Here is a 21,700-nt window from a genome sequence, read left to right on the forward strand (position 1 = left end):
GTGGGGTCGGACTGTTGAGGGTGACGTTAGCGCGGGGGGGTGGCGGTTGTGAAAGGCTTTGTAGTTCTAAGCTAATTATGCCAAATAAAAATATATAGCAAAGATCAATATTCTATTTATGCATTATGCTGTTGTAGGAGCGGCCTTGTGTCGCGAAAGGGCTGCGCAGCAGCCCCGGGGATACAGCATCAATGCAAGAATCCCGGGGCCGCTTTGCGGCCCTTTCGCGACACAAGGCCGCTCCTACAAAAAAGCGCAAGCAACCTGGCCGGCTACACCGCCACCGGCAGCACACTGCGCGAATGCCCCGGTATCGCCGCAATCAGCTCCCGCGTATAGGCGCTTGCCGGCTCGCTGAACACCTGCACCGCCGGCCCTTGCTCGACCACCTGCCCGCGCCGCAGCACCAACACCTGGTCAGCCATGCTGGCCACCACCGCCAGGTCATGAGAGACCAGCACGTAAGCCATCCCCAGCTCGCGCTGCAGGTCGTTCAGCAGCGCCAAAATCTGCGCCTGCACCGACACGTCCAGCGCACTCACCGGCTCGTCGAGCAGCAGGACTTCGGGCTCCAGGGCCAACGCCCGGGCTATCGCCACCCGCTGGCGCTGGCCACCCGACAATTCCCGCGGCAGGCGGTCGAGAAAGTGCACCGGCAAATGCACCTTGGCAATCAGTTCGCGAGCCTTGCGTTCCAGTGCCTCGCCCTTGAGCAGGCCGAACGACACCAGCGGTTCGACGATGCTGTCGAACACGGTGAAGCGCGGGTCGAGTGCGGCAAACGGGTTCTGTTGCACCAGCTGAATGCGCCGGCGCAGCGGGCGGAATTGCCGCCAGCTGTAGCCGCTGACATCTTCGCTGGCAAACTCGACGTGCCCTTGGCTGGGTTTCTCCAGCCCCAGGGCAATCCGCAGCGCGGTACTCTTGCCCGACCCCGACTCACCAACAATGGCCAAAGTCTGCCCAGCTTGCACCGCCAGGTTCACGTCGTGCAGCGCAGTGAAATCGCCAGCCTGCCCAGGCAGGATAAAGCGTTTACCGACGTTGCTCAGGCGCAACAGCGGCGCCTGGTCCGTTAGGCCACCCGGCCTTTGCCGCGGCACAAAAGCGGGCGCTGCCTTGAGCAGCTCGCGGGTATAGGGCTGCTGCGCGCCCCAGAGAATCTGCCGGGGCGAGGCCTGTTCCACCAGCTGGCCCTGTTTCATCACCAGCAGGCGGTCAGCACGGTCGCAGGCCATCCCCAGATCGTGGGTGATGATCAGCAGCGAGATGCCACGCTCGGCCACCAGCTGTTGCAGGTGGTCGAGAATGCGCCGCTGCACGGTAACGTCCAGCGCACTGGTCGGCTCGTCGGCGATGATCAGCCGCGGCTGGCCGGCCAGGGCGATGGCGATCAGCACCCGCTGGCGCATGCCCCCGGACAGCTCGTGGGGGTACTGGCGAGCGCGCAGCGCCGGGTCGTCAAGGCCAACTTGGGCCAACAGTTCGAGCACCTCGGCAGCCACCGGCGAATAACGCCGGCCATGGGCCAGCGACAGCGCTTCGGCAATCTGCTTGCCAATCGCCAGGGTCGGGTTGAGGCTGACCATCGGGTCCTGCGGCACCAGGCCGATGGTGCGCCCGCGCAGCTGGCGTTTGGCCCGTTCGCTGGCCCGGGTCACCTCGATGCCGTTGACCCACAGCTGGCCCTGGTCGATGCGTGCATTGCCCGGCAGCAGGCCGAGCAGGGCGCTGGCCAGGGTCGACTTGCCCGACCCCGACTCGCCGACGATGGCCAGGGTCTCGCCCTGGGCCAGGCTGAACGACAGCTGCCTCAGCGCTTGCGTGCGTTGCCCGGCAGAGGCGTAGCTGACACTCAGGTCACGTACTTCGATCAACGCAGGCTGGCTCATCGGGCTTGCTCCTCGGCGCTGCGCGCCAGGTGGTTGAGGCTGAACACCACCGCGACCACGAACAGCCCCGGCAGCAGGGATACCCAGGGGGCGGTGATCAGGAAGTGCCGGCCGTTGGCGATCAGCGTGCCCCATTCCGCGGCCGGTGGCGCCGCGCCGAAGCCGAGAAAGCTCAGCCCGGCAGTGGCCAGGATCGCCGCGCCGAAGTCCAGGGTGGCGAGCACGGCCACCGGGCCCCAGGCGTTGGGCAGCACATGGCGCAGCAGTGTGCGCACCCAACTGGCACCGCCCAGCCGCGCGGCCTCGACATAGGGTAGGGTCTTGATGCGCAGCACTTCGGCGCGGGTGGTACGGGCGAACCCCGGAATAATGCCGACGCCCACGGCGACGGCAACCGGTACCGTGCCGAAGCCGATGGCGGTGACGATGGCCAGGGCCAGCAGCAGGCCAGGCAGGGCCAGCAGGACGTCGATCAGGCGCATCAACGCGGCGTCGACGCGCCCGCCGGCAAACCCGGCCAGTACGCCCAGGCCGAGGCCGCCGACCAGGGCAATGGCCACTGCGAGCAGGGCGGCGAGCACCGATAGGCGCGCACCGTATACCACGCGGGTGTACAGGTCACGGCCCAGTTCGTCGGTGCCGAACCAGTGCGCCGCGCCGGGCGCGCTGAGCTTGGCGGCAGGCGCTGTGGCATAGGGGTCGAAACTGGTCAGCCAGTGGGGGACCAGCGCGCACAGCAGGGCGAACAGCACGATCAGCAGGGCAATGCTGAAGCCGGGGCGGCGCAGCAGCGGCACCAGCGCCTGGCGTGCACGCTGCAGGCGCGTGCGACGCTTCCAGCTACTGGCGGGGCTGGCCTCAGCGCTGGCATGCCGGCGTCCACCAGGCGCGCTGTCGATCTGGGGCAGGGGTAAATCGATGCTCATTTCAGCTCACCTTGGCGGCGTGGGTAATGCGTGGGTCGAGGTAGGGGTAGAGCAGGTCGACGATCAGGTTGACCAGCACGAAGGCTGCGGCCGACACCGCAACGATCGCCAGCACCACCGGGATGTCCTGGCGCAGCACGGCTTCCTGGGCCAGGCGGCCAACGCCATTGCGCGAGAAGATGGTCTCCACCAGGACCGCGCCGGACACTGTATTGCCCACCTGCAAGCCGACCAGGGTCAGCAGCGGCAGGGCCGCGTTGCGCAAGCCATGGCGCGCCTGCACCTGCGCCCGGCTCAGGCCCTTGGCGAAGGCGGTGGTGATGTAAGGCTCTTGCCACACCCCTTGGAAACCGCGTTGCAGCACCTGGGCGTATACGGCGGCGCTGGGGATCGCCAGGGTGATTGCCGGTAGTACCAGGCTGGCCAGGCCCTGGCTGCCCGTGGCCGGGAACCAGCCCAGGGCGAAGGCGAACACCTGGATCAGCAGCAGCCCCATCCAGAACACCGGCACCGAAAAGCCCAGCGAAGGCAGGCGCGCCAGCAGGGTCTTCAGCGGTCGCCATTGGACGTAGGCGGTCAGGTAGGCCAGGCCGACCCCCGCCAGCAGCGACAGCACGATCGCCGTACCGGCCAGCGCCAGGGTCTGCGGCAGGCGCTCGGCCAGCAGCGCAGTGACCGGCCGGCCCAGTGACAGCGACTGCCCGAGGTCACCGTGCAAGGCGCGCCACAGCAAGTCGACGTACTGCTCGAACAAGCCTTTGTCGAGCCCGTAGTAGGCACGGGCCTTGGTCAGGTCCTCGGGCGACAGGCCGTCGGCTTCCATGCCCGAAGCGCTCAGCATGATCGCCAGGGTGTCGCCTGGCAGCAGGTAAAGGATGAAATAGGTGATGGTGTAGGCGCCCCACAGCACCAGCAGCGCCTGGCCGAAGCGGCCTATCAGGTAGCGTTTCATGGCTGGCCAACCTGGATGTCGCTGAGCAGCGCGAAACCTTCGGCGGTCCAGCGGAAGTCCTTGACCCGCGGCGCGGTGGCGGCCTGCCAGACCCGTTCGTACAGCGGGAACGCCGAGGCTTGGTCGACCAGCAGGTCCTGTAGCTGGCCGTAGGCCTGGGCGCGTTGCTCGTCGCGGGTGGCGGTGATGCCGTTGTCGAACAGCGTTTGCGCTTTTACCAGGGTGTGCGGCTCGTAGGTGTTGGTGGCCAATGTGGCACTGTTGGCGGCGCGCGGGTCGAGGATGGTCTGCAGGATGATCGGGTCGGCGCGGGTCATGTAGGTGGAGGTGAGGTCGTAGTTGCCAGAGGCATTGCCCGCCACCCACTCGGCGCGGGTCAGCACGTTCAGCTTGAGGTCGATGCCGACCTTTCGCAGCTGGTCCTGCACCAGTACATCACCGGCGCTTTCGGCGGGGGTAAGGTTGTAGCGCAGGGTCAGGCGCTTGCCGTCCTTGTGTCGGTAACCGTCATCGCCCTTGTGCCAGCCGGCGGCGTCCAGCAGGCGTTCGGCACCTTGCGGGTCGTAGGCGAGTTTGTCGGCCTGGGCCTTGAAGTAGGGGGTGGTCACGTCATACACGCCGCTTACCACCGGGAACTCTGCGTTGTACACGGTGTGCGCGTAGCTGGTGCGGTCGATGGCCTTCTGCAAGGCCAGGCGCAGTTGGCGGTCACCGAGCAGGCGGTCATTGCGTGTGTTGGGGTAGAGGTTGAGTGCCGGGCCTGGCAACGAGCGGCTCTGGATGGTCGCGCCCTTGGCCTGGAACAGCTTGAGGTCGACTTCCGAGAACGGGTTGCGTGGCCACAGGATATCGGCCTTGCCCTGCAGGAACAGGCCGTTGCGTACGCTTTCCTCGGCGATATAGCTGATTTCAACGGCGTCCAGGTGCGCCGGGCCCTGGTTGCGTACGTTGGCCGAGGGCCAGGCGTAGTCGGCGCGCTTGACCAACCGCGCGCCGACTTCCGGCGTGTAGTGTTCCAGCACGAACGGGCCGGTGCCGATGATCTTGCCCAGCGAGCGTTCCTGAGCCGTCAGCTTGTAGGAAGCCGGGGCGAGGATGGCCAGGTTGGTGGTCGAGGTGGCCTGCAGGAAGCCGGCATTGGGTTTTGCCAGGACCAGGCGCACGGTGAAATCGTCCAGCACTTCGGCGTGGTCGTAGCCGGCCAGGTAGGTGGCGCCGAACGTGGCTGGCAGCTGGGTGGCGAAGGCCTTGTTGCTGTCGAAGGCGGTTTTCACCGCGTGGGCGTCGAAGCGCTCGCCGTTGCTGAAGGTCACGTCCTGGCGCAGGTGGAAGGTGTAGCTCAGGGCATCGGTACTGACCTCCCAGCTTTGCGCAAGCCAAGGGATGATGCGGCCGCTCTGCGGGTCCTGGTCGGTCAGCGATTCAGCGACGTTGCGCAGCAGCACGCGGTGCTCCAGCCAGTAGACCTGGAAAGGGTCGACGCTGACCAGGGTGGTGTTGTCGCCCCAGAAGGCGATGTTGAGGGTTTTGCTGGAGGTGCTCTGGTCCGAGGGAGAGCAGCCGGCCAGGCTCAACGCCAGGGTAGCTGCGACCAACAGGTTTCTGGCCAGATGAAATGGGGGCATGGGGCGTTCCTTCAGTGAGGGGTGTGTTGCCTGTGGTGGCCTCTTCGCGGGTGAACCCGCTCCCACATGGAACACACAGGCTCCGAATGCGGCACAGCACCTGTGGGAGCGGGTTTACCCGCGAAGGGGCCACTACAGGAGTGAAGAGCGGCCAGTCAGTCCTGGTAACCCCGGCCCTCCCGGTCCAGTTGCCGGATCAACGCATCCCAATGCCGCTGGATACCTTCGCCCCTACCATCGGCAAACCGCTTCGACTGCTCGTGCACCTTGGCAATCGCCGCCTGGGGCGCATGCAGCAGCTGCTCGTTGCCGCCAGCCTGGGCGGCCACCTGGATGTTGCAGGCGCGCTCCAGCCCATGCAGCTCGCGGAACGCATGCTCGACGCTGATCCCACCGGTCAGCAGCCCGTGGTTGCGCAGGATCAGGATATTGCTGTCGCCCAGGTTGGCCACCAGCCGCTGCTGTTCGTCCAGGTCCAGCGCCACGCCTTCGTAGTCGTGGTACGCCACCCGGCTGTAGTAAGCCAGGGCGTGCTGGGAGATCGGCAGCAGGCCGTCGCGCTGTGCCGACACCGCCGCACCGTCGCGGGTGTGGGTGTGCAGCACGGCTGCGAGGTCAGGCCTGGCGCGGTGGATGGCGCTATGGATCACGTAACCGGCCTGGTTGATGCCGAGCCCCAGCGGGTCGTCGATGATCGTGCCGTCGACGTCCACCTTGACCAGGTTGGAGGCGGTGATTTCGTCGAACAGCAGGCCGAAGGCGTTGATCAGGAAGTGCTCGTCCGGTCCCGGCACGCGGGCGGAGAAGTGCGTGTAGATGTGGTCGGTCCAACGGAACAGGGCTGCCAGGCGGTAGGCGGCGGCCAGCTTGACGCGCACCTCCCATTCCTCGGCGCTGACCCGGCTACGCACATTGTCGGAGCGAGGGGTGATGGCAGACAGTGAACTCATGGTGTGCTCTCCGGTAATCAGTAGCCGCGTGCGGTGTCGACCAGGTTGGCCAGGGGGGCTTGCTCGCGGTAGCGGTGGAAGTTGGCGATGAAGGCTTCTAGGAAAGCCGGGTAGCCATCCTCGGAAATGGCCGAGGTGTGTGGCGACAGGAATACCCGTGGGTGCTGGTACAGTGGATGGCCAGCGGGCAATGGCTCGGGCTCGGTGACATCCAGGCTGGCGCGGCCGATCAGGCCGCTGTCCAGGGCCTCGAGCAGCGCCTGCTGGTCAAGCAGGCCGCCGCGGGCAATGTTGATCAGGTGCAGGCCGGGGCGGGCATGGGCCAGCACCTGGCGATCGATCAGGCCACGGGTAGCCGGGGTGAGCGGGGCAGCCAGCACCAGGTGGTCGCTGCCGGCGAACAGCTGGCGCAGGTCAGCGGCGCGCTCCACGCCTGGCACTTCGGCGATGACCTGGCCGGGGCGGCTCAGGGCCAGTACCCGCATGCCCAGGGCTACGGCTTTGCGCGCCAGGCTCTGGCCGATACTGCCAAAGCCGAGAATGCCCAGGGTGCGCCCGCGCAGCGGTGCCAGCGGGGTCAGGCGCCAGTCGGCATCCTTGACCCACAGCCCGGGCAACTGCTTGGCGGCGGCAAACACCAGGGCCAGGGCAAACTCGGCCACTTGCTCGGCATTGGCGCCTTTGCCACTGGTCACGTGTGCACCCTTGAACACCCAGTCGGGGTAGAAGTCGATGCCCGAAGACACCAGTTGCACCCATTTCAAGCCCCACGGCCAGCCTGCTGGCGGGGTGTCGACGCGCTGCCCGCGCACGTTGATGGGGCGCAGGATGAACACGTCGGCAGGGACCTCCAGGGCTAGCTGGCCATAGGCGATGTCGATGACTTCATGGTCCGGCAGGTGCTCGCGCAATTGCTGGTTGACCTGGGCGTCCAGCTGGCTGGCAATGATCGAATGGCTCATGCCTGCACCTCTGACAGCGCCGCGCGGCCGACCTGACCGAACACCACATCGTCCTGGGGCGTGTGGATACGGCTGCAGAGCACATCGCGGTAGTGCCGCTCCAGCGGATTGCGCCGGGACAACCCGGGGTTGCCGGCGGCCTCGATGGCCAGTTCTACGGCCTGGATGGCATTGGCACTGACCAGGTGCTTGAGCTGCCCGGCATGCGCAGGGGCAACCTGCCCGGCGGCAGCCGAGTCGAGCAGGCTTTGGTTGGCGAACAGCAGGGTGTCGATGCGGCCCAGCACCTCCTGGAAGCGTGGCAGGCTGGCCAGGGGGGCGCCCAGATTGGAGGGCGTGCGCTGCTGGAGGAAGCCCGCCAGCCAGTCGCGGGCAGCGCGGGCCACGCCGTCATACACCGCTGGCACCAGCACGGCCATCCACAGCAGGCTTTCGCCGTCGAGTTCGGCTTTCGGCGCGCTGGCAGGGCTCGCGCTGACGGCATGGTCGAGGGGGATCAGCACATCATCGAAGCGCACTTCGTGGCTGCAGGTGGCGCGCATGCCCAGGTGGTCCCAGTCGTCGATGATGGTGATGCCCGGGGTATCACGGTGAACCAGGAAGCCGCCGAGCAACGGGTCGCTGTCATCGCTGCGACCCCAGACCAGGAACCAGGTCAGGCCGTGGCTGCCGGTGGAGTAGATTTTGCGGCCGCTCAGGCGCCAGCCTTCGGCGGTGCGCCGTGCCACGGTGGCAGGCAGGCCGCCGCGGGCCGGGGTGCCGAGTTCAGGCTCGACGCGCAGGGCATTGATCAGGGCACCGTGCTGTACGGCATCACGGGCCACGTGTTGGCGCAGGTGCTCGGGCCAGCGGGCTTCGTCCTGCAGGCGAAAGTGCTGCAGATACTGCATGACCAGGATCAGTGCGGTGGCCGGGTCGCCTTTGCCGACGGCGCCGATAACCCGGCGCGCACTGGCCAGGCCGGCGCCGCCGCCACCCAGGGCGTGCGGCACGGTAAAGGCGAGCAGGCCGTGGCGGTGCAGCAGGTCGAAATTGTCCTGGGGGAACCGGGCGCTGCGGTCGTAGCGTTCGGCATTGGCCGCAAGGGCCTGCGTCAGCTCGGCGAGGGCGCTGTCGGAGGGGTGACTCATGGGGTTTCATCCCTGAATGACGGTGTGTTGCCTAAGACCGTATTCGTATGGATGAAGGCTGTAAAAGTCTTTTTAGTTCTAAGCTAATTATTTGATTTTTATATTTAGTGTTTTTGCTGTTATGCGCTTTTTGCATTTAACGCCAGAGCTGCCTGGCAGCCCCGGCAGGCTCAGCCCAGCAACCGGTGCCCGGCCACTTCGCCAAACAGTCCCACCGGCTCCTGCAAGTTGCCCAGGTAGCGCGGATGGAACAACCACAGATCCACATGCGGCTTGAAATCGCTGACATTCAGCACCTCCAGTGCATCGCGATGCCGGCTGGCTTGCAACAACGGTTCCGGGACCAGCCCCAGGCCTTGGCCGTTGGCGACCAGCCCCAGTTGCAACTCGGTGCCAAAGGTTTCCAGGTTGATTGACAGGCTCAGCCCTTGTTCGCTCAGCGCTCGCTGCAGCCCTGCGCGGAAACCGCAGCCGTCGGGGTTGAGCACCCAGCCGCGGGTATAGCAGTCCTTGAGCTTGTAGCTGCGCTTGCCCGCGCTACCCTTGGCCGCCACCACCTTCAGCGGCATGCGTGCGATGGACTGGCTGGCGATGCCCTCGGGGAAGATCTTGCCGGGCGGGAACAACGCGGCAGCGGCGTCCAGTTCGCCGTTCTCCATGCGCGCGATCAGGCTGCTGCCCCAGCCACTGCTGACCTGGGTGCGCAGCTGTGGGTAGGCCTCACGGATCTGTGCCAGGGCATCCAGCAGTACCACATCCCCCAGGGTCTGCGGTACGCCAAGGCGCAGGGTGCCCGACGGTGCGCCATCGTTGGCCACCAGTTCGCGCAGTGAGTCGATCTCACGCAGGATCGCCTTGCACTGCTCGTACACCCGCAGGCCCATGGGGGTAGGTTTGAGGGGTTTGGTGTTGCGGTCGAGCAGGGTGGCGCCGAGGTCTTCCTCGAAGTTCTGCACCCGACGGGTGATGGCCGGCTGCGTCAGTTGCAGGGCCTCGGCGGCAAGGTTGGTTGACTGGCAACGAATGACCGCGACGAAGGCGTCCATATCATCGATCTTCATAATCGGCGCTCACAGGATGGAACGTAAAAATAAGGTATCAGCATAATCGCAATGGCGGGAAATGCCATCTGCATGATTTCTAAGGATGAAAACGCATATTAGGTTATTCCTAAAACTAATTTAATTTATTTTGCCGTTCTCGCTAGAGTCGCCTGGCCGGGCCGCATGATGCCGCCCGCCAAGCCACCGAGGAGCGCCATGTCCATTCGAACGAAACTGTTGACCCTTGCTGCGGCCCTGTTGCTGGTGGGCCAAGCCAGCGCCGCCGAGCGCCTGACCCTGCGCATCGGTGACCAGAAGGGCAACATGCGCGCCCAGCTGGAGGCTGCCGACGCCTTGCGCGACCTGCCCTACGACATTCATTGGGCCGAATTCCCTGCGGCCGCGCCGCTCGCCGAGGCGCTGAATGCCGGGGCGATCGATGCCGGCATCATCGGTGATGCACCGCTGTTGTTCGTGCTGGCCTCGGGGGCCCCGGTCAAGGCAATCGCCGTGGACAAGTCGGACCCCTACGGTACAGCGCTGTTGGTGCAGCCTGACGCGCCGCTGCACAGTGCGGCCGAACTCAAGGGCAAGCGCATTGCCACCGGCCGTGGCTCGATTGGTCATCACCTGGTGCTCAAGGCACTGGACCAGGCTGGGCTGAGCGAAAAAGACGTGGAGCTGCGTTTTCTCGGGCCGGTGGACGCCAAGATCGCCCTGGCCAACGGCTCGGTGGACGCCTGGGCGACCTGGGAACCTTACACCGCGCTGGCCGAGCTGAGCGGCCAGGGCAGGGTACTGGTCAACGGCCGCGGCTTGTCCAGCGGCAACAGCTTCCTCGCTGCCAATGACAAGGCGCTGGACGAACCTGCGCGGCGTGCGGCACTGCAGGACTACCTCAACCGCCTGGCCGCGGCGCAGGTGTGGGCCAACCAGCACCTGGACAGTTACTCGAAAACCCTGGCGGCAATCATCGGCTTCCCCGAAAACGCCGCCCGCCTGCAGTTCGAGCGCCGCCAGCTGCGCTGGCAGGCAATCGACCCGCAGACCGTGGCCGAACAGCAGGAAACCGCCGACTTCTATCACGCCCATGGCCTGATGAACCAACGCCTCGACGTGGCACCCACCTTCGCCACTGGCTTCACCCTTCCAGGCGCCGCCAAGCTGGCCGCGCAACCCTGACTCCGGAGACCTTTTCATGCCATTCAAACCCCTGCGCCAGCTAGCGCTGGCGCTGCTGGCCAGCGCTTTGCTGCCAAGCCTGGCCAACGCCGAGCAGACTTTGCGTATCGGCTACCAGAAGTCCTCGACCCTGCTGACCCTGCTCAAGGCCCGCGGCAGCCTTGAACAACGCCTGCAGGCCGAGGGCATTCGTGTCAGCTGGCACGAGTTTCCCAGCGGCTTGCCGCTGCTGGAAGCGCTGAACCTGGGCAATGTCGACCTGTCGGCAGATGTCGCCGACACCGTGCCGGTGTTCACCCAGGCGGCGGGCGCCAGGCTGACGTACTTCGCCCGCGAGACACCATCGCCCACTGCCCAAGCGATCCTGGTGCCTGCGGACTCGCCGCTCAAGACCCTGGCCGACCTCAAAGGCAAGCGCGTGGCGGTGACCAAGGCCGCTGGCAGCCATTATTTGCTAATCCAGGCCCTGGCCAAGGCCGGCCTGACCTTCAAGGACATCACCCCCGCCTACCTGATTCCCGCCGATGGCCGCGCCGCCTTCGAAAACCACAAGGTCGATGCCTGGGTGACTTGGGACCCGTATGTGGCCAGTGCCCAGCGCCAGCAGAATGCGCGCATCCTGGCCGATGGCAGCGAGCTGGCCAGCTACCAGCGTTACTACCTGGCCGGCAGCGAATACGCCAAGGCCCACCCCGAGGTGTTACAGCAGGTCTACCTGGCCTTGCGCGAAGTCGGTACCTGGACCAAGGCCAACCCGGCGGAGGCCGCGCGCATCCTCGGCCCACTGTGGGGCAACCTGGACAGTGCCACGGTGCAACAGGCCAACGCTCGGCGCAGTTACGACGTGCAGCCGGTGAGGTTGGAGAACCTGGCTGAACAGCAACGCATTGCCGATGCCTTCTACCGCGAGGGGTTGCTGCCCAAGGCCGTGGATGCCAAAGCGGTGAGCCTGTATGAGCCGCAGGGGCAGTGAAAGCCCGAGCGCCGCACCGCGCTATCAGTGTTGATGCCTGGATGGCACCGGCTGCGCCGGTGTTCGCGGCTAAAGCCGCTCCCACAATGATCGCGTGAACCTGAAGCCTGCACGGTCCATTGTAGGAGCGGGTTCACCCGCGAAGCAGGCGGCGCGGTGGATGGCACCGGCTTTGCCGGTGTTCGCGGCTAAAGCCGCCCCCCACAGGTATGGCGGCAACTCGAAGCCAGCGCAAGTCCCTGTGGGAGATTACCCAGCCCTTGCGGGCTGCGCTGTCTCGCAGAGAACAATGGCCATTGTGGGAGCGGGCTTGTCCCGCGAAGCAGGCAACGCGGTGTCTGGCACCGGCTTTGCCGGTGTTCGCGGGACAAGCCCGCTCCCACAAGTTTCACCAAATCAATAAGTTAGAGTTTGTTCTATGAGAGCGGGTTTACCCGCGAAGAGGCCCACGCAGCAGATCAATTCATCTACGGCATTCGCCTTGAACACCTGCGGGGGGCGTTAAAAATCGTATGCCAGTTTGGTGTACCAGAAGCCGCCGCCAGGATGGAAAGGCGGGGAATTGTAGTTGTACTTGTAGGCCGCCTGGGTGATGCCATTGTTGTCAGGGCGAACGTTGAAGATGTTGGTGCCACCGATGCTGAGCGTCAGGCTGTCGAACAGCAGGTAAGACAGATCGAGGTCGGTGATCCACTTGGCGCCGAATGAGCGGTCATTGGCGGCATTCTGTTGCCAGGTCTCGACCTTGCGGTAGCGGGTGGTCTGCAGGTTGGCGGCGAAGTCGCCGAGGGTCCAGTTGGCACCCAGTATCCATTTGAGGCCGGCATACCTTGCAAGAGCGCCCAAGAGCAGTCTTCGCAATGGATGGGTTACGTGCGGGAACTGACGATTGTCGGGTTGATGGATGAAAAGCCGATGATGATCTGGGCTGCGCATTACTTGGCCGCGCTAGCGAAAGCGCTGATGGATGATGCTGAGCTGGGATTGATGAACTGATTTCATCGGCAAGGCCAGGGCATGCATGGCCCTGGCCTGAAATGGTTCCGTCCTCCCGGCAAGCGGAGCGCGCAAGGCGTGGAGGATCAGCGAGGTTCTCGAGTTGTTCCAAGAAGGTTGACGACGCTTCTACTCGACCTTTTCAATCCTGCCGCCGCACGCCACAAACTTCTCGCCATAACCAGAGCGACAGTAATTGGCTACCTTGGTCGGACTCGGAGGTGGAGGGCAAGCATAAGGCGTGTTGGCGGTATCGAAGTGCTCGCACTGCTGCGTGGAACGTGCCTGTGTCTCGTGCAGCGAATCGAAATTGTCCTGCTGATTTTTAACATCGCTTTCACAGGCATTCACCTTGGCATCAAGCTTTTTCAGGCAAGCCAGGCCTTCCGGTGTCTGTGGGTTGATGTAGCGGTACTGAGTGCAGGCAGTCAGCAGTATTGCCAACGAAAGGGCGGCCAATCTAATCAACACAGTCGAGGCTCCGTCCATTTTGAGCATTGACGTTTTGGATTTCGCTAGGTGAGTTCGGTTCAGTAAGCGCAACGCCCTCGTGAGTCGACGCGCATGTCGTGCGTTCTCTGGCAGAATGCCTGGCAGTATTTTCGTTGTCTCTGGAGGAAACCTGTGCTGACAGTCTCGGCGCTAAGGGTGCTGGCTCAAGAAGCACCTCAAAATCTGATGAGTTGGTCGCACTTCGTGGCGCAGACTGAATTCGTCTGGCAAAACCCAAACCTGGTGTCAGACGCTGAAGGCGGGCAGGTACTCTGGTTTGAGATGGAGATCGTCAATGGTCTTGCACTGGCCGAGTGGGAAGAGGACGGATCTCCTGAAGATTGGTCGTACCGTTGGCGTGAGGGGTATGAACTTGATGCGCAAGGGTTGATTGCGGAGCTGCTTAAGCTGGTTGCTGGGCATGACGCTATCGAGTAGCTCGATGCAACGATAGATTTCCGCTTTTCCAGCCAAGCCGGCCGGATCAGGGCGCTGGGTGTTCCGAGTAGCTGCTATGCGGGACCGGTCCAGATGGAGGGGGCGATGCACACGTAGCCATCGAACAGCAGGCGGGCGGTTCGTACCAGGCCGCAGCCGCCGAGCTGGCCATTTTCCAGGCTGACTTCCACCGTGAACTCGCCACAGGGATGCTCGACTGCAAGGCGCTGCTGCGCTCCACCAGTGACCCTCGCCACAGGCTGTACGACCGAGCCGGCGATCAGGCACGCAGTGGCCACACTCACCGCGCCGAATACGCCGATGGATGCATGGCAGCGATGCGGGATGAAGGAGCGGGTGTTGACGCTACCGCCGTTGCGCGGGGGCGAAACCAGGCACATTTTCGGTACGTTGCGTTGTCGCACGTCGCCCAGGTTCATGCGGGGCCCCAGTTGCAGCCGGATATTTTCCAGCCGCGCCTTGAGTGCACTGTCTGCCTCCAGCGCAGCGCACGACTCGTAGCCCGTAACGCCCAGGTCTTCGGCGCGTAGCAGCACCACCGGCATGCCGTTGTCGATACAGGTGACTTCGATATCGTCGACCAGGTCGCGTGGGTTACCGGTGGGTAGCAGCGAGCCGCAACTCGAGCCGGCGACGTCGGCGAACGTCACGACCAGCGCTGAAGCCTGCCCCGGAACACCATCGATGCGGGTATCCCCGGCATACTCCACCTCACCGTGGGGGGTCGGTACCTGCGCGACCGCCAGTTGGCCGGTGTTTTCCATGAAGATACGCACCGGCGTTGCCGTCCCGCTGGGCGCGACCAGGCCACGCTCGATCGCGAATGGCCCGACCCCGGCCAGTATGTTGCCGCAGTTCTGGCCGTAGTCGACCCGGGCTTCGTCAACCAGCACTTGGGCAAACAGATAATCGACATCGGCATCATCGCGTTTTGACGGGCTGATGATGGCGACCTTGCTCGTCAGCGAATCGGCGCCGCCGATCCCGTCAATTTGCCGCGCATCAGGCGAGCCCATCACTGCCAGCAGCACGCGATCACGCAGCGGGCCGGGTTCAGGCAGATCGTCACGCAGAAAGTAGGCGCCCTTTGACGTGCCGCCGCGCATCAGCATGCAAGGTATGCGGGTCTGTACCATGGTCAGGCGTCCAGGTCGGTTATCGAGTCGACATAACGCAAGCCTTTGGCAGCCAGGCGCGGACGCATTTCATAGATGTCCAAGCCCAGCTCCCCGGCGGCCAGACGCTGGCGCTTGTGCTCTTCGAGTTCGCCACGCTGGGTAGCGGCGACCAATACTGCCTGCGCTTCGTCGTGGCGAACCACGGCCACACCGTCATCGTCGGCGACGACAATATCACCGGCGTTGACCAGTTGGCCGGCGCACACGATCGGCAGGTTGACCGAGCCAAGCACTTCCTTGACTGTGCCTTGGGCATTGACCGCCCTCGACCACACAGGGAAGCGCATTTCCCGCAGCGTATGACTGTCACGGATGCCCGCGTCGATGATCAGGCCACGCACGCCGTGAGCCTGCAGCGAGGTCGCCAGCAGGTCGCCGAAATAGCCATCGCTGCAAGCAGAGCTTGGCGCGACAACCAGGATGTCACCGGGACGGCACTGCTCCACGGCAACATGGAACATCCAGTTATCACCCGGGGCGACCAGAACGGTGACGGCGTTGCCGGCTACGGCCACGCCCTGCTGGATGGGCCGCACGCCGTGGTCCAGGAGCCCTTTGCGGCCCTGTGCTTCGTGGATCGTCGCCACACCAAGGCGACCCAGGGCGTCGACCACCTGAGCATCGGTTCGAGGGATATTACGGACAACGATGCCGGTCTTGCCGATCAATGTGCTCATGCCAGTTTCTCCGTCACCCGCGGGAACACGCTCTGCAGGCCTTCGGCGTAGACGATGTTGCGGGCGCTGGTGATGCCGACGTTACGCTTGGCCTGTACGCCACGCTGCAGGGCGACACGGGTGTAGTATTCCCACAGGTGTTCCTGGCCGGCCATGCATTGGATAGCGGCGTACTTCTTGTCCCACACCGGGGTGATGTCGAGGAACGTATCCGGGCGCCATTCGCACTGTTCTGGCTGGTGCGGTTCGAACGCATACACTGGCGGGGCGCCTACGATCTTTTCACCGGGCTTGTAGCCTTCGGCTTGAGCGATGATGCGTGCTTCCTGTGCCAGGTTCATGGCCAATGGGTGATCGTAGTTGTACGGGTCTTTCAGCGAGTGGCTGAGCACGAATTCCGGCTGTACTCGACGGTAGACATCGGCCAGGCGGAACAGGGTGTCCTTGTCAGCGCGCATCGGATAGTCGCCGATGTCGAAGAATTCAACGCTCGCGCCAAGAATCTCGGCGGCCGCCAGGGCCTCATCGCGTCGCGCGTCCTTGACCTTGGTTTCGGTCATCTCGCCTTTGCGCCACAGTTTGGCCGATTCGCCACGCTCACCGAACGACAGGCAGACTACGTGCACGGCATAGCCTTGCTCGGCGTGCAGGGCGATGGCGCCACCGGCGCGCCAGACGAAATCGGCGGAGTGGGCGCTGACCACCAAGGCGGTTTTTTGTGAGGAATTCATTGTGTTTGGCTCCTGCGTGGGGGAGTTGCAGGATGTCATCGGGTACCGATACGCACCAATGCGTTGAGGTTAGTGACCTATACGTTTTATTTATTGCCATGCAGGACCAGCACTTGGCATAGTCGTGGTAATGACCTGAATGCAGCTCAAATGCCATGAATGTTGCAGAACTGCCGAATCTCATGCAGATTCGCGCCTTTGTAAAAGTCGCAGATATCGGTAGCGTTTCTCGCGCATCGGAACAGCTTTATCGCGCTCAATCAGTCGTTACCCGGGCTATTTCGGAATTTGAGGCGCGTCTGAATGCGCCAATGTTCGAACGTCACGCCAATGGCATGCTCCTGACAGCCTACGGAGCGGCCATACTGCCGAGGGCTCGACGCGTCCTGGCGGAGCTGGACAGCGTACCGATGTTGCTTGGCCTTCCCAAGACAGAACCCATCTACCTGTTCCAGGCACGTCGTCTGGAAATCTTCGTGAAGTTATATGAGGCCCGCCACATGCAGTCCGTGGCTCGCCACTTTGGCTTGAGCCAGCCGGCGATCAGCACGGCATTGAAGGTACTCGAGGGGGGATGTGGCCAGACGCTGTTTGAACGTACACCCCGGGGGCTGCAGCCAACCCGTGCGAGCCAGGAGATTTTGTTTGCCATTCGCCGGGCATTGAACGAGCTGCGCCAGATTGAAACTGATTTGAGCGCCATGCAGGGCACATTGCGTGGTGTGGTCCACGTAGGTGCGCTCCCGCTGGGCCGCTCACGCATCCTGCCCGAAGCCATCTTGCGCCTCACCAGCGCGCATCCGCAGGTTCGAGTGCTCACCAATGAAAGCCCCTTTAACCTCCTGGCAACCGAATTGCGGGCGGGCGATGTCGACTTTGTGCTGGGCGCACTGCGACCCAGCGACTATGCCACTGACTTGACCAGCGAGCCGCTGATTACCGAGGAGATGGCCCTGTTGACGCGGCGCGGGCACCCGATGCTGGGCAAGCCTGTTGCATTGGTCAACATGAGTGAAGCACGCTGGGTGTTGCCAAGGGCCGGCTCGCCGGCGCGCGCTCAGCTCGACAGCTGCTTTGCCGCAGCGGGCCTGGCGGCACCGTGGCCAGTAGTGGAGACGGGCGATCTCGCGGTTATCCGGGGGCTGCTGCTGAACTCGGACATGGTTGCTGCCGTTTCCGCGCATCAATTGGCCCACGAGATTGTCACCGGTGAGCTGCAACGTCTGCCATTGGCGCTTCACGGCACGGAGCGCGCCATTGGTCTGATGCAGCGCGTTGGATGCCTGCAGTCCCCCGTGGCGGCTGCGCTGATGGCCTGCATTCGCGAAGTGATCGTTGAGCAGGCCAATGCCCTCTGAAGCGCCTTACAGCAGATTCAGCGGATAACTGACAATCAACCGGTTTTCGTCGAAGCTGTTGGTGCTGCCCCAGTTGCGTCGCTGGCTGGAGTTGCGCCATTTGACGTTGAGCGATTTCAGCGGTCCGGACTGGATCACGTAGGCCAGTTCGCTTTCACGGCCCCATTCGGTGCCGTCGCGGGTGCTGGCGTTGTGCACATTGTCGCCGTGGATGTAGCGGTTCATCAATGTCAGGCCGGGAATACCGAGGACCACGAAGTTGAAGTCGTGGCGCACCTGCCACGAGCGCTCCTGAGCGCTTTCATAGCTCGAGCCGAAGGCATCGTTGGCCAAGGTACCGCCGCTGGCGCCATTGACGCGGAACCACTCGTCGTCACCCATGACCTTCTGCAAACCGACATAGAAGGTGTTGCCCCCGATCTTCGCGGAGAACAGGCCGGAGGCGGTGCGGTTGTCCAGCTCACCGGCTTTGGCGCTGCCAGCGTCCTCACCCCAGAAATAGCCAAGGTTGGCGCCCAGCACCCAGTCGCCCAGCGGTTGCTGATGCTGTACCTGCAGGTAGCGTTGCTGGTAGATGTCCTCAAGCTGGGCGTACCAGGCGCCGACGAGGGTCCGCTCCTGGTTGAAGCGGTATTCACCGCCGGCGAAGTCGAATCGGTCGGACGTATACGCGGTGCGGGTGAACAGGCTCATGTCCTGCATGCTGGCGTCGTTGCGCGGGCTGTTCTGGCGGAACTGGCCGCCGTAAAGGGTGAGCCCTGCCAGCTCGTTGGAGGTCACCTGCGCACCTTGGAAGGTTTGCGGCAGCGAACGACCATCGTCGGCACGCAGGATGGGCAATACCGGCGACCACTCGCCGACTTTCAGTTCGGTTCTGGAAATACGCATCTTGCCAGCGACTGCTGTGCGCCCGAAGTCGTCCGCCGGGCGCCCGTCATCGTGGACCGGCAGTAATTGCGTGCCCGCGGTGCCTTTGCCACCATCGAGCTTGATGCTGTACAGCCCAAGGACGTCGACGCCGAAACCGACTACACCGGGAGTGAAGCCCGACTTGAAATCAAGAATGAAACTCTGGGTCCATTCCTCTGCCTTGCCCTGGCTAGCGGTGCCAGTGTAGTCGCGGTTCATGTAGAAGTTGCGCAGCGTCAGTCCGGCTTTGGCATCGTCGATGAAGCCTTCGGCCGACGCAGCCAGGGGCAGGCTGGTCGCCAGGGCGAGGGTAGGAACTATTGGGTACAGCGTACGGGATTTCATTATTTTTGTTCTCCAATGTTGGGCAAAGCGCTGCCCGCCAGCGGCGGACCGACGCTGGGCAGGTTGAAACGGGAAGCGGGGTGACGACGCCGGGCGGCGCCGCTATGCGGTCAGGCAGGAGGTGGGGAGTATCGGGGCATGGGGCGGATTCCGTCTTTTTAACGTTATTGTGGAATTCGGTATTACTGAAGCGTCCTGGGCCGGGCTGGCCCAGGGGGTTATTGCATGATCAGTTGCTGGCCTTGCCGGCCACCGAGTAACGGACTTGCTGGTTACGCGTTTTCATGAAGTCATCGATGCTCTGGCCGCGCATGGCGGCGTAGATGTCCAGGTTTGAGACACCCAGCACTGCGCCGAGCTTTTCCAGAACGAAGAAAATCACCCCGTAATGGATCAGCCCGCGCCAGTCACGACGGCGCAGCAGGTCGCTTTCCTCGTCAGTCAGGCCCGCCTCGCGGTACAACGCCTCGGGCTCGGCCAGAAAGCGCTGGCGCCATTGTGGCTCGATCAGGCGATGCAGGAACTTGTTCAGCCGGTAGCCCTTGGCACTGCGCTCCAGCGTGTAGGGATAGGTACCCTCGAGCAGCTCCGCTCCCGCCAGCTGGTGCTCCATGTGCTGGCGGTGGCGTTCGTTGACTGGCGCCGGCAGGGCCTGGTCGCGGTTCTCCAGAAGCAGAGTGGCAATGCCAGTCATCGACGGCAGATAGTAGCTTTGATGCTTGCGCTCGACATTGCCCGACAGCGCGCCACGCATGATCAGCCAGGTAATGACTTCGGCGCCTTCCATGCCGCCGAGCGTCGCGTATTCGGCCAAGGTCATTTCGGTGAGCCGCTGCGGGTCGTCTACCAGCAAGTCAAGGAACTGCGCATCCCACTGTGGGTTATTGAAACCGCAACGCTCGCCGTGCACCTGGTGCGAGACGCCGCCGGTGGCGACGATGGCCACCTTGAGGTCCTCAGGGTAGCTCTCGATGGCGCGGCGCAGGGCCTGGCCAAGCTTGTAGCAGCGCCGTGCCGTGGGGATCGGCAGCTGCAACACCCCCACCTGCAGCGGCACAATCTGTACCGGCCAGCCTTCATCGCACGGCAGCAATGCCGACATTGGCGAGAAGAACCCATGGTCCAGCGGCTTGTCGCGGAAGAAGCTCATGTCGAACTCATCAGCCATCAGGCTCTGGCCGATGTGCCGCGACAGTGCGGCATGGCCGCCAACAGGCGGCAAGTCACGCGGGTTACCGCCTTCGTCGGCCACGCCATACTGGTCGTCAACGCCCAGGGTGAACGCGCTGTAGTGGTCGAAGAAGAACGACGTGATATGGTCGTTGAAGATGTAGAACAGCACGTCCGGCTGTTTTTCCTGCAGCCACACACGGATCGGCTCGAAGCTTTGGAAGATCGGGGCCCAGGCGGCCTCTTCCTGTTTGTCGTGGTCTACGGCAAAGCCGATGGTAGGGGTATGGGAAACGGCCAGACCACCAATAATGCGAGCCATGCGAATGTTCCTCTGATGCGGGTTACTGCGCGGTCACTGCTGCGGTCACACGTCGCCGGGCGCGGCCATTGGCCAGGATCGCCACGGCGGCGGCGAAAGCCGGCAGGCCGAGGAGGGTGAACAGCAGCGGTAGACCCAGGCCAAGGCTGAGTACAGCGCCACCGATGAGGGAGCCGAAGATAGCGCCGAAACGGCCGATACCGAGCATCCAGCTTACACCCGTGGCGCGGAAGTCCGTGGGGTAGTAGCTCGGGGCGAAAGCATTGAGGCCGGTCTGTGCACCACTCATGCAGAAACCGGCAGCGGTCACGCCCAGCACCAGCAAGCTTGATTCGAGGCTCAGGGCGCCCAGCGAGACGATGCACAAGCCGCCAAACGCGTAAGCGATCGCGATTACCCGGTTCGGATTGCGTCGGTCCATGATCCAGCCGACGACGATGGCACCCACTGTGCCACCGATCTGGAACAGGCCGGTGATGGTGGCGGCACGCTCGATCGACAACCCGCCATCGCGCAACAGAGTCGGCAGCCAGCCCATGGTCAGGTAGATGACCAACAGGCCCATGAAATAGGTCAGCCACAGGGCCAGCGTGCCGAATCGGTAGCGCTCGCTGAACAGCTGGCGGGCCGGTGCCTTGTGCTGGCGAGCCGGCTCATTGACGGTAAAGCGTGCGTCGCTGGCGAAGCGCCCACCGAGTTTGGCCAAGGCAGCAGCAATCTGCTGGGCCGGTGCCTGACGCGCAGCCAGAAAACGCGCGGATTCCGGCAAGAACCACAATAGAAGGGGCAAAAGCGCAAGCGGCAGAAGTCCGCCTACCAGCAGCACCGCTTGCCAGCCATGTTGAGGGATCAGCCAAGCGGCAAGAAAACCGCCCAGGCCCGAGCCCATGTTGAAACCGGTGAACATGAGGGTGATCAGCAGCGAGCGGCTGCGGTCGGGGAGGTACTCTGCCAGCAGGGTGGTGCAGTTGGGCATGGCCGCACCCAGGGCAATACCCGTCAGCAGGCGCAGCGCGGCCATTTCATAGGGGGTACGGGCGAAGGCACAGGCCAGGCTCAGCAGGGCGAAGCCGCTGACAGCAATCAGCAAGACTTTCTTGCGGCCCAGGCGATCGGCATAGGGGCCGGCAGTCAGCGCGCCGATGGCAAGGCCAACCATGCCGGCACTCATCACCGGCCCGAAGGCCGTGCGTGACAGCCCCCAGTCCTGCATGAGCGAGGGCGCGATGAAGCCCATGACCGCGACATCGAAACCGTCGAACAGGACGATCAGAAAGCACAGTGTCAGGATGAGCCATTGGTAGGGCGAAATGGGTCGATTGTCGATCCAGTCTTTGACATCGATCGCAGGTTCGACTGCAGGCTTGAGCATGGGAGGCTACCTTTTGTTCTTGTAGTTGCGAGTTCACCGGTTATCGAAAAGGCCGG

General features: G+C 63.8%; 20 protein-coding genes and 1 pseudogene. 5 read left to right on the plus strand and 16 right to left on the minus strand.

All coding sequences use genetic code 11. The features are described from left to right. Positions 1-272: 272 nt before the first annotated feature. The 8 genes from ACI2KG_RS17115 to ACI2KG_RS17150 all read right to left on the minus strand — a co-directional run bounded on the left by ACI2KG_RS17115 (position 273) and on the right by ACI2KG_RS17150 (position 9,498). A complete protein-coding gene (locus ACI2KG_RS17115; protein ID WP_404662666.1) occupies positions 273-1,892 on the minus strand; it encodes a dipeptide ABC transporter ATP-binding protein in 1,620 nt (539 codons plus the stop codon). Then, positions 1,889-2,818: an ABC transporter permease gene (locus ACI2KG_RS17120; RefSeq protein WP_404662667.1), complete on the minus strand. Its 930-nt coding sequence runs from the start codon at positions 2,816-2,818 to the stop codon at positions 1,889-1,891. Before ACI2KG_RS17120 ends, ACI2KG_RS17115 begins: the two co-directional genes overlap by 4 nt. Position 2,819: 1 nt before the next feature. Beyond that, positions 2,820-3,770: an ABC transporter permease gene (locus ACI2KG_RS17125; protein WP_404662668.1), complete on the minus strand. Its 951-nt coding sequence runs from the start codon at positions 3,768-3,770 to the stop codon at positions 2,820-2,822. Beyond that, entirely contained in the window at positions 3,767-5,395 is a 1,629-nt protein-coding gene (locus ACI2KG_RS17130) for an ABC transporter substrate-binding protein (RefSeq protein ID WP_404662669.1), read from the minus strand. The genes ACI2KG_RS17125 and ACI2KG_RS17130 overlap by 4 nt, the downstream gene beginning before the upstream one ends. 155 nt (positions 5,396-5,550) lie before the next feature. Continuing rightward, a complete protein-coding gene (locus ACI2KG_RS17135) occupies positions 5,551-6,345 on the minus strand; it encodes a class II aldolase/adducin family protein (RefSeq protein WP_404662670.1) in 795 nt (264 codons plus the stop codon). A 17-nt stretch (positions 6,346-6,362) separates the two neighbouring features. After that, positions 6,363-7,307, minus strand: coding sequence for a D-isomer specific 2-hydroxyacid dehydrogenase family protein (locus ACI2KG_RS17140; RefSeq protein WP_404662671.1), 945 nt, complete (start codon positions 7,305-7,307; stop codon positions 6,363-6,365). Then, positions 7,304-8,437: an acyl-CoA dehydrogenase family protein gene (locus ACI2KG_RS17145; RefSeq protein WP_404662672.1), complete on the minus strand. Its 1,134-nt coding sequence runs from the start codon at positions 8,435-8,437 to the stop codon at positions 7,304-7,306. Before ACI2KG_RS17145 ends, ACI2KG_RS17140 begins: the two co-directional genes overlap by 4 nt. Before the next feature lie 170 nt (positions 8,438-8,607). Then, a complete protein-coding gene (locus ACI2KG_RS17150) occupies positions 8,608-9,498 on the minus strand; it encodes a LysR family transcriptional regulator (protein WP_400621780.1) in 891 nt (296 codons plus the stop codon). A 198-nt stretch (positions 9,499-9,696) separates the two neighbouring features. Between ACI2KG_RS17150 and ACI2KG_RS17155 the strand changes: the two genes are divergently transcribed. Beyond that, a complete protein-coding gene (locus ACI2KG_RS17155; RefSeq protein WP_404662673.1) occupies positions 9,697-10,662 on the plus strand; it encodes an ABC transporter substrate-binding protein in 966 nt (321 codons plus the stop codon). A 16-nt stretch (positions 10,663-10,678) separates the two neighbouring features. After that, positions 10,679-11,635, plus strand: a complete 957-nt coding sequence (locus tag ACI2KG_RS17160) for an aliphatic sulfonate ABC transporter substrate-binding protein (RefSeq protein ID WP_404662674.1) — start codon at positions 10,679-10,681, stop codon at positions 11,633-11,635. A gap of 501 nt (positions 11,636-12,136) precedes the next feature. On the opposite strand, the pseudogene ACI2KG_RS17165 reads toward ACI2KG_RS17160, so the two are convergent. Continuing rightward, positions 12,137-12,451 (minus strand): annotated as a pseudogene (locus ACI2KG_RS17165) (TonB-dependent receptor); the annotation flags it as partial. Here ACI2KG_RS17165 and ACI2KG_RS17170 point away from each other — a divergent pair. Next, positions 12,398-12,631 (plus strand): DUF3077 domain-containing protein, encoded by a 234-nt coding sequence (locus ACI2KG_RS17170; RefSeq protein ID WP_404662730.1) that lies wholly within the window; start codon positions 12,398-12,400, stop codon positions 12,629-12,631. The pseudogene ACI2KG_RS17165 and the gene ACI2KG_RS17170 sit on opposite strands and share 54 nt — an antisense overlap. Before the next feature lie 129 nt (positions 12,632-12,760). Here the strand turns inward: ACI2KG_RS17170 and ACI2KG_RS17175 are convergent, their stop codons facing one another. Further along, a complete protein-coding gene (locus ACI2KG_RS17175; protein ID WP_404662675.1) occupies positions 12,761-13,102 on the minus strand; it encodes a hypothetical protein in 342 nt (113 codons plus the stop codon). Between the two features lie 153 nt (positions 13,103-13,255). On the opposite strand from ACI2KG_RS17175, the gene ACI2KG_RS17180 reads away from it, so the two are divergent. Continuing rightward, on the plus strand, positions 13,256-13,561 hold the full coding sequence (locus ACI2KG_RS17180; protein ID WP_404662676.1) for a hypothetical protein: 306 nt from the start codon (positions 13,256-13,258) through the stop codon (positions 13,559-13,561). A gap of 74 nt (positions 13,562-13,635) precedes the next feature. On the opposite strand, the gene ACI2KG_RS17185 is transcribed toward ACI2KG_RS17180, so the two are convergent. The 3 genes from ACI2KG_RS17185 to galB are packed head-to-tail and all read right to left on the minus strand — an operon-like array spanning position 13,636 to position 16,168. Next, on the minus strand, positions 13,636-14,718 hold the full coding sequence (locus tag ACI2KG_RS17185) for a 4-oxalomesaconate tautomerase (RefSeq protein ID WP_404662677.1): 1,083 nt from the start codon (positions 14,716-14,718) through the stop codon (positions 13,636-13,638). 2 nt (positions 14,719-14,720) lie between these two features. Continuing rightward, on the minus strand, positions 14,721-15,437 hold the full coding sequence (locus tag ACI2KG_RS17190) for a 4-carboxy-4-hydroxy-2-oxoadipate aldolase/oxaloacetate decarboxylase (protein WP_404662678.1): 717 nt from the start codon (positions 15,435-15,437) through the stop codon (positions 14,721-14,723). Beyond that, positions 15,434-16,168: a 4-oxalmesaconate hydratase gene (gene galB, locus ACI2KG_RS17195; protein ID WP_404662679.1), complete on the minus strand. Its 735-nt coding sequence runs from the start codon at positions 16,166-16,168 to the stop codon at positions 15,434-15,436. Before galB ends, ACI2KG_RS17190 begins: the two co-directional genes overlap by 4 nt. A gap of 155 nt (positions 16,169-16,323) precedes the next feature. Between galB and ACI2KG_RS17200 the strand changes: the two genes are divergently transcribed. Further along, the gene (locus ACI2KG_RS17200) at positions 16,324-17,526 is read left to right on the plus strand and encodes a LysR family transcriptional regulator (RefSeq protein ID WP_404662680.1); all 1,203 of its coding nucleotides are present in this window, start codon (positions 16,324-16,326) and stop codon (positions 17,524-17,526) included. A gap of 6 nt (positions 17,527-17,532) precedes the next feature. On the opposite strand, the gene ACI2KG_RS17205 is transcribed toward ACI2KG_RS17200, so the two are convergent. From ACI2KG_RS17205 to ACI2KG_RS17215, 3 genes are all read right to left on the minus strand, one after another. Next, positions 17,533-18,780 carry an OprD family porin gene (locus ACI2KG_RS17205; RefSeq protein WP_404662681.1) on the minus strand — a complete coding sequence of 416 codons (1,248 nt, stop codon included), beginning with the start codon at positions 18,778-18,780 and terminating at the stop codon, positions 17,533-17,535. Positions 18,781-19,009: 229 nt separating this feature from the next. Then, complete coding sequence (locus ACI2KG_RS17210) at positions 19,010-20,272, minus strand: gallate dioxygenase (protein WP_404662682.1); 1,263 nt, start codon at positions 20,270-20,272, stop codon at positions 19,010-19,012. A gap of 22 nt (positions 20,273-20,294) precedes the next feature. Continuing rightward, a complete protein-coding gene (locus ACI2KG_RS17215; protein WP_404662683.1) occupies positions 20,295-21,644 on the minus strand; it encodes an MFS transporter in 1,350 nt (449 codons plus the stop codon). Between the last annotated feature and the right edge of the window lie 56 nt (positions 21,645-21,700).

The sequence above is a fragment of the Pseudomonas sp. NPDC089407 genome (assembly GCF_044900445.1).
Lineage (GTDB): Bacteria > Pseudomonadota > Gammaproteobacteria > Pseudomonadales > Pseudomonadaceae > Aquipseudomonas.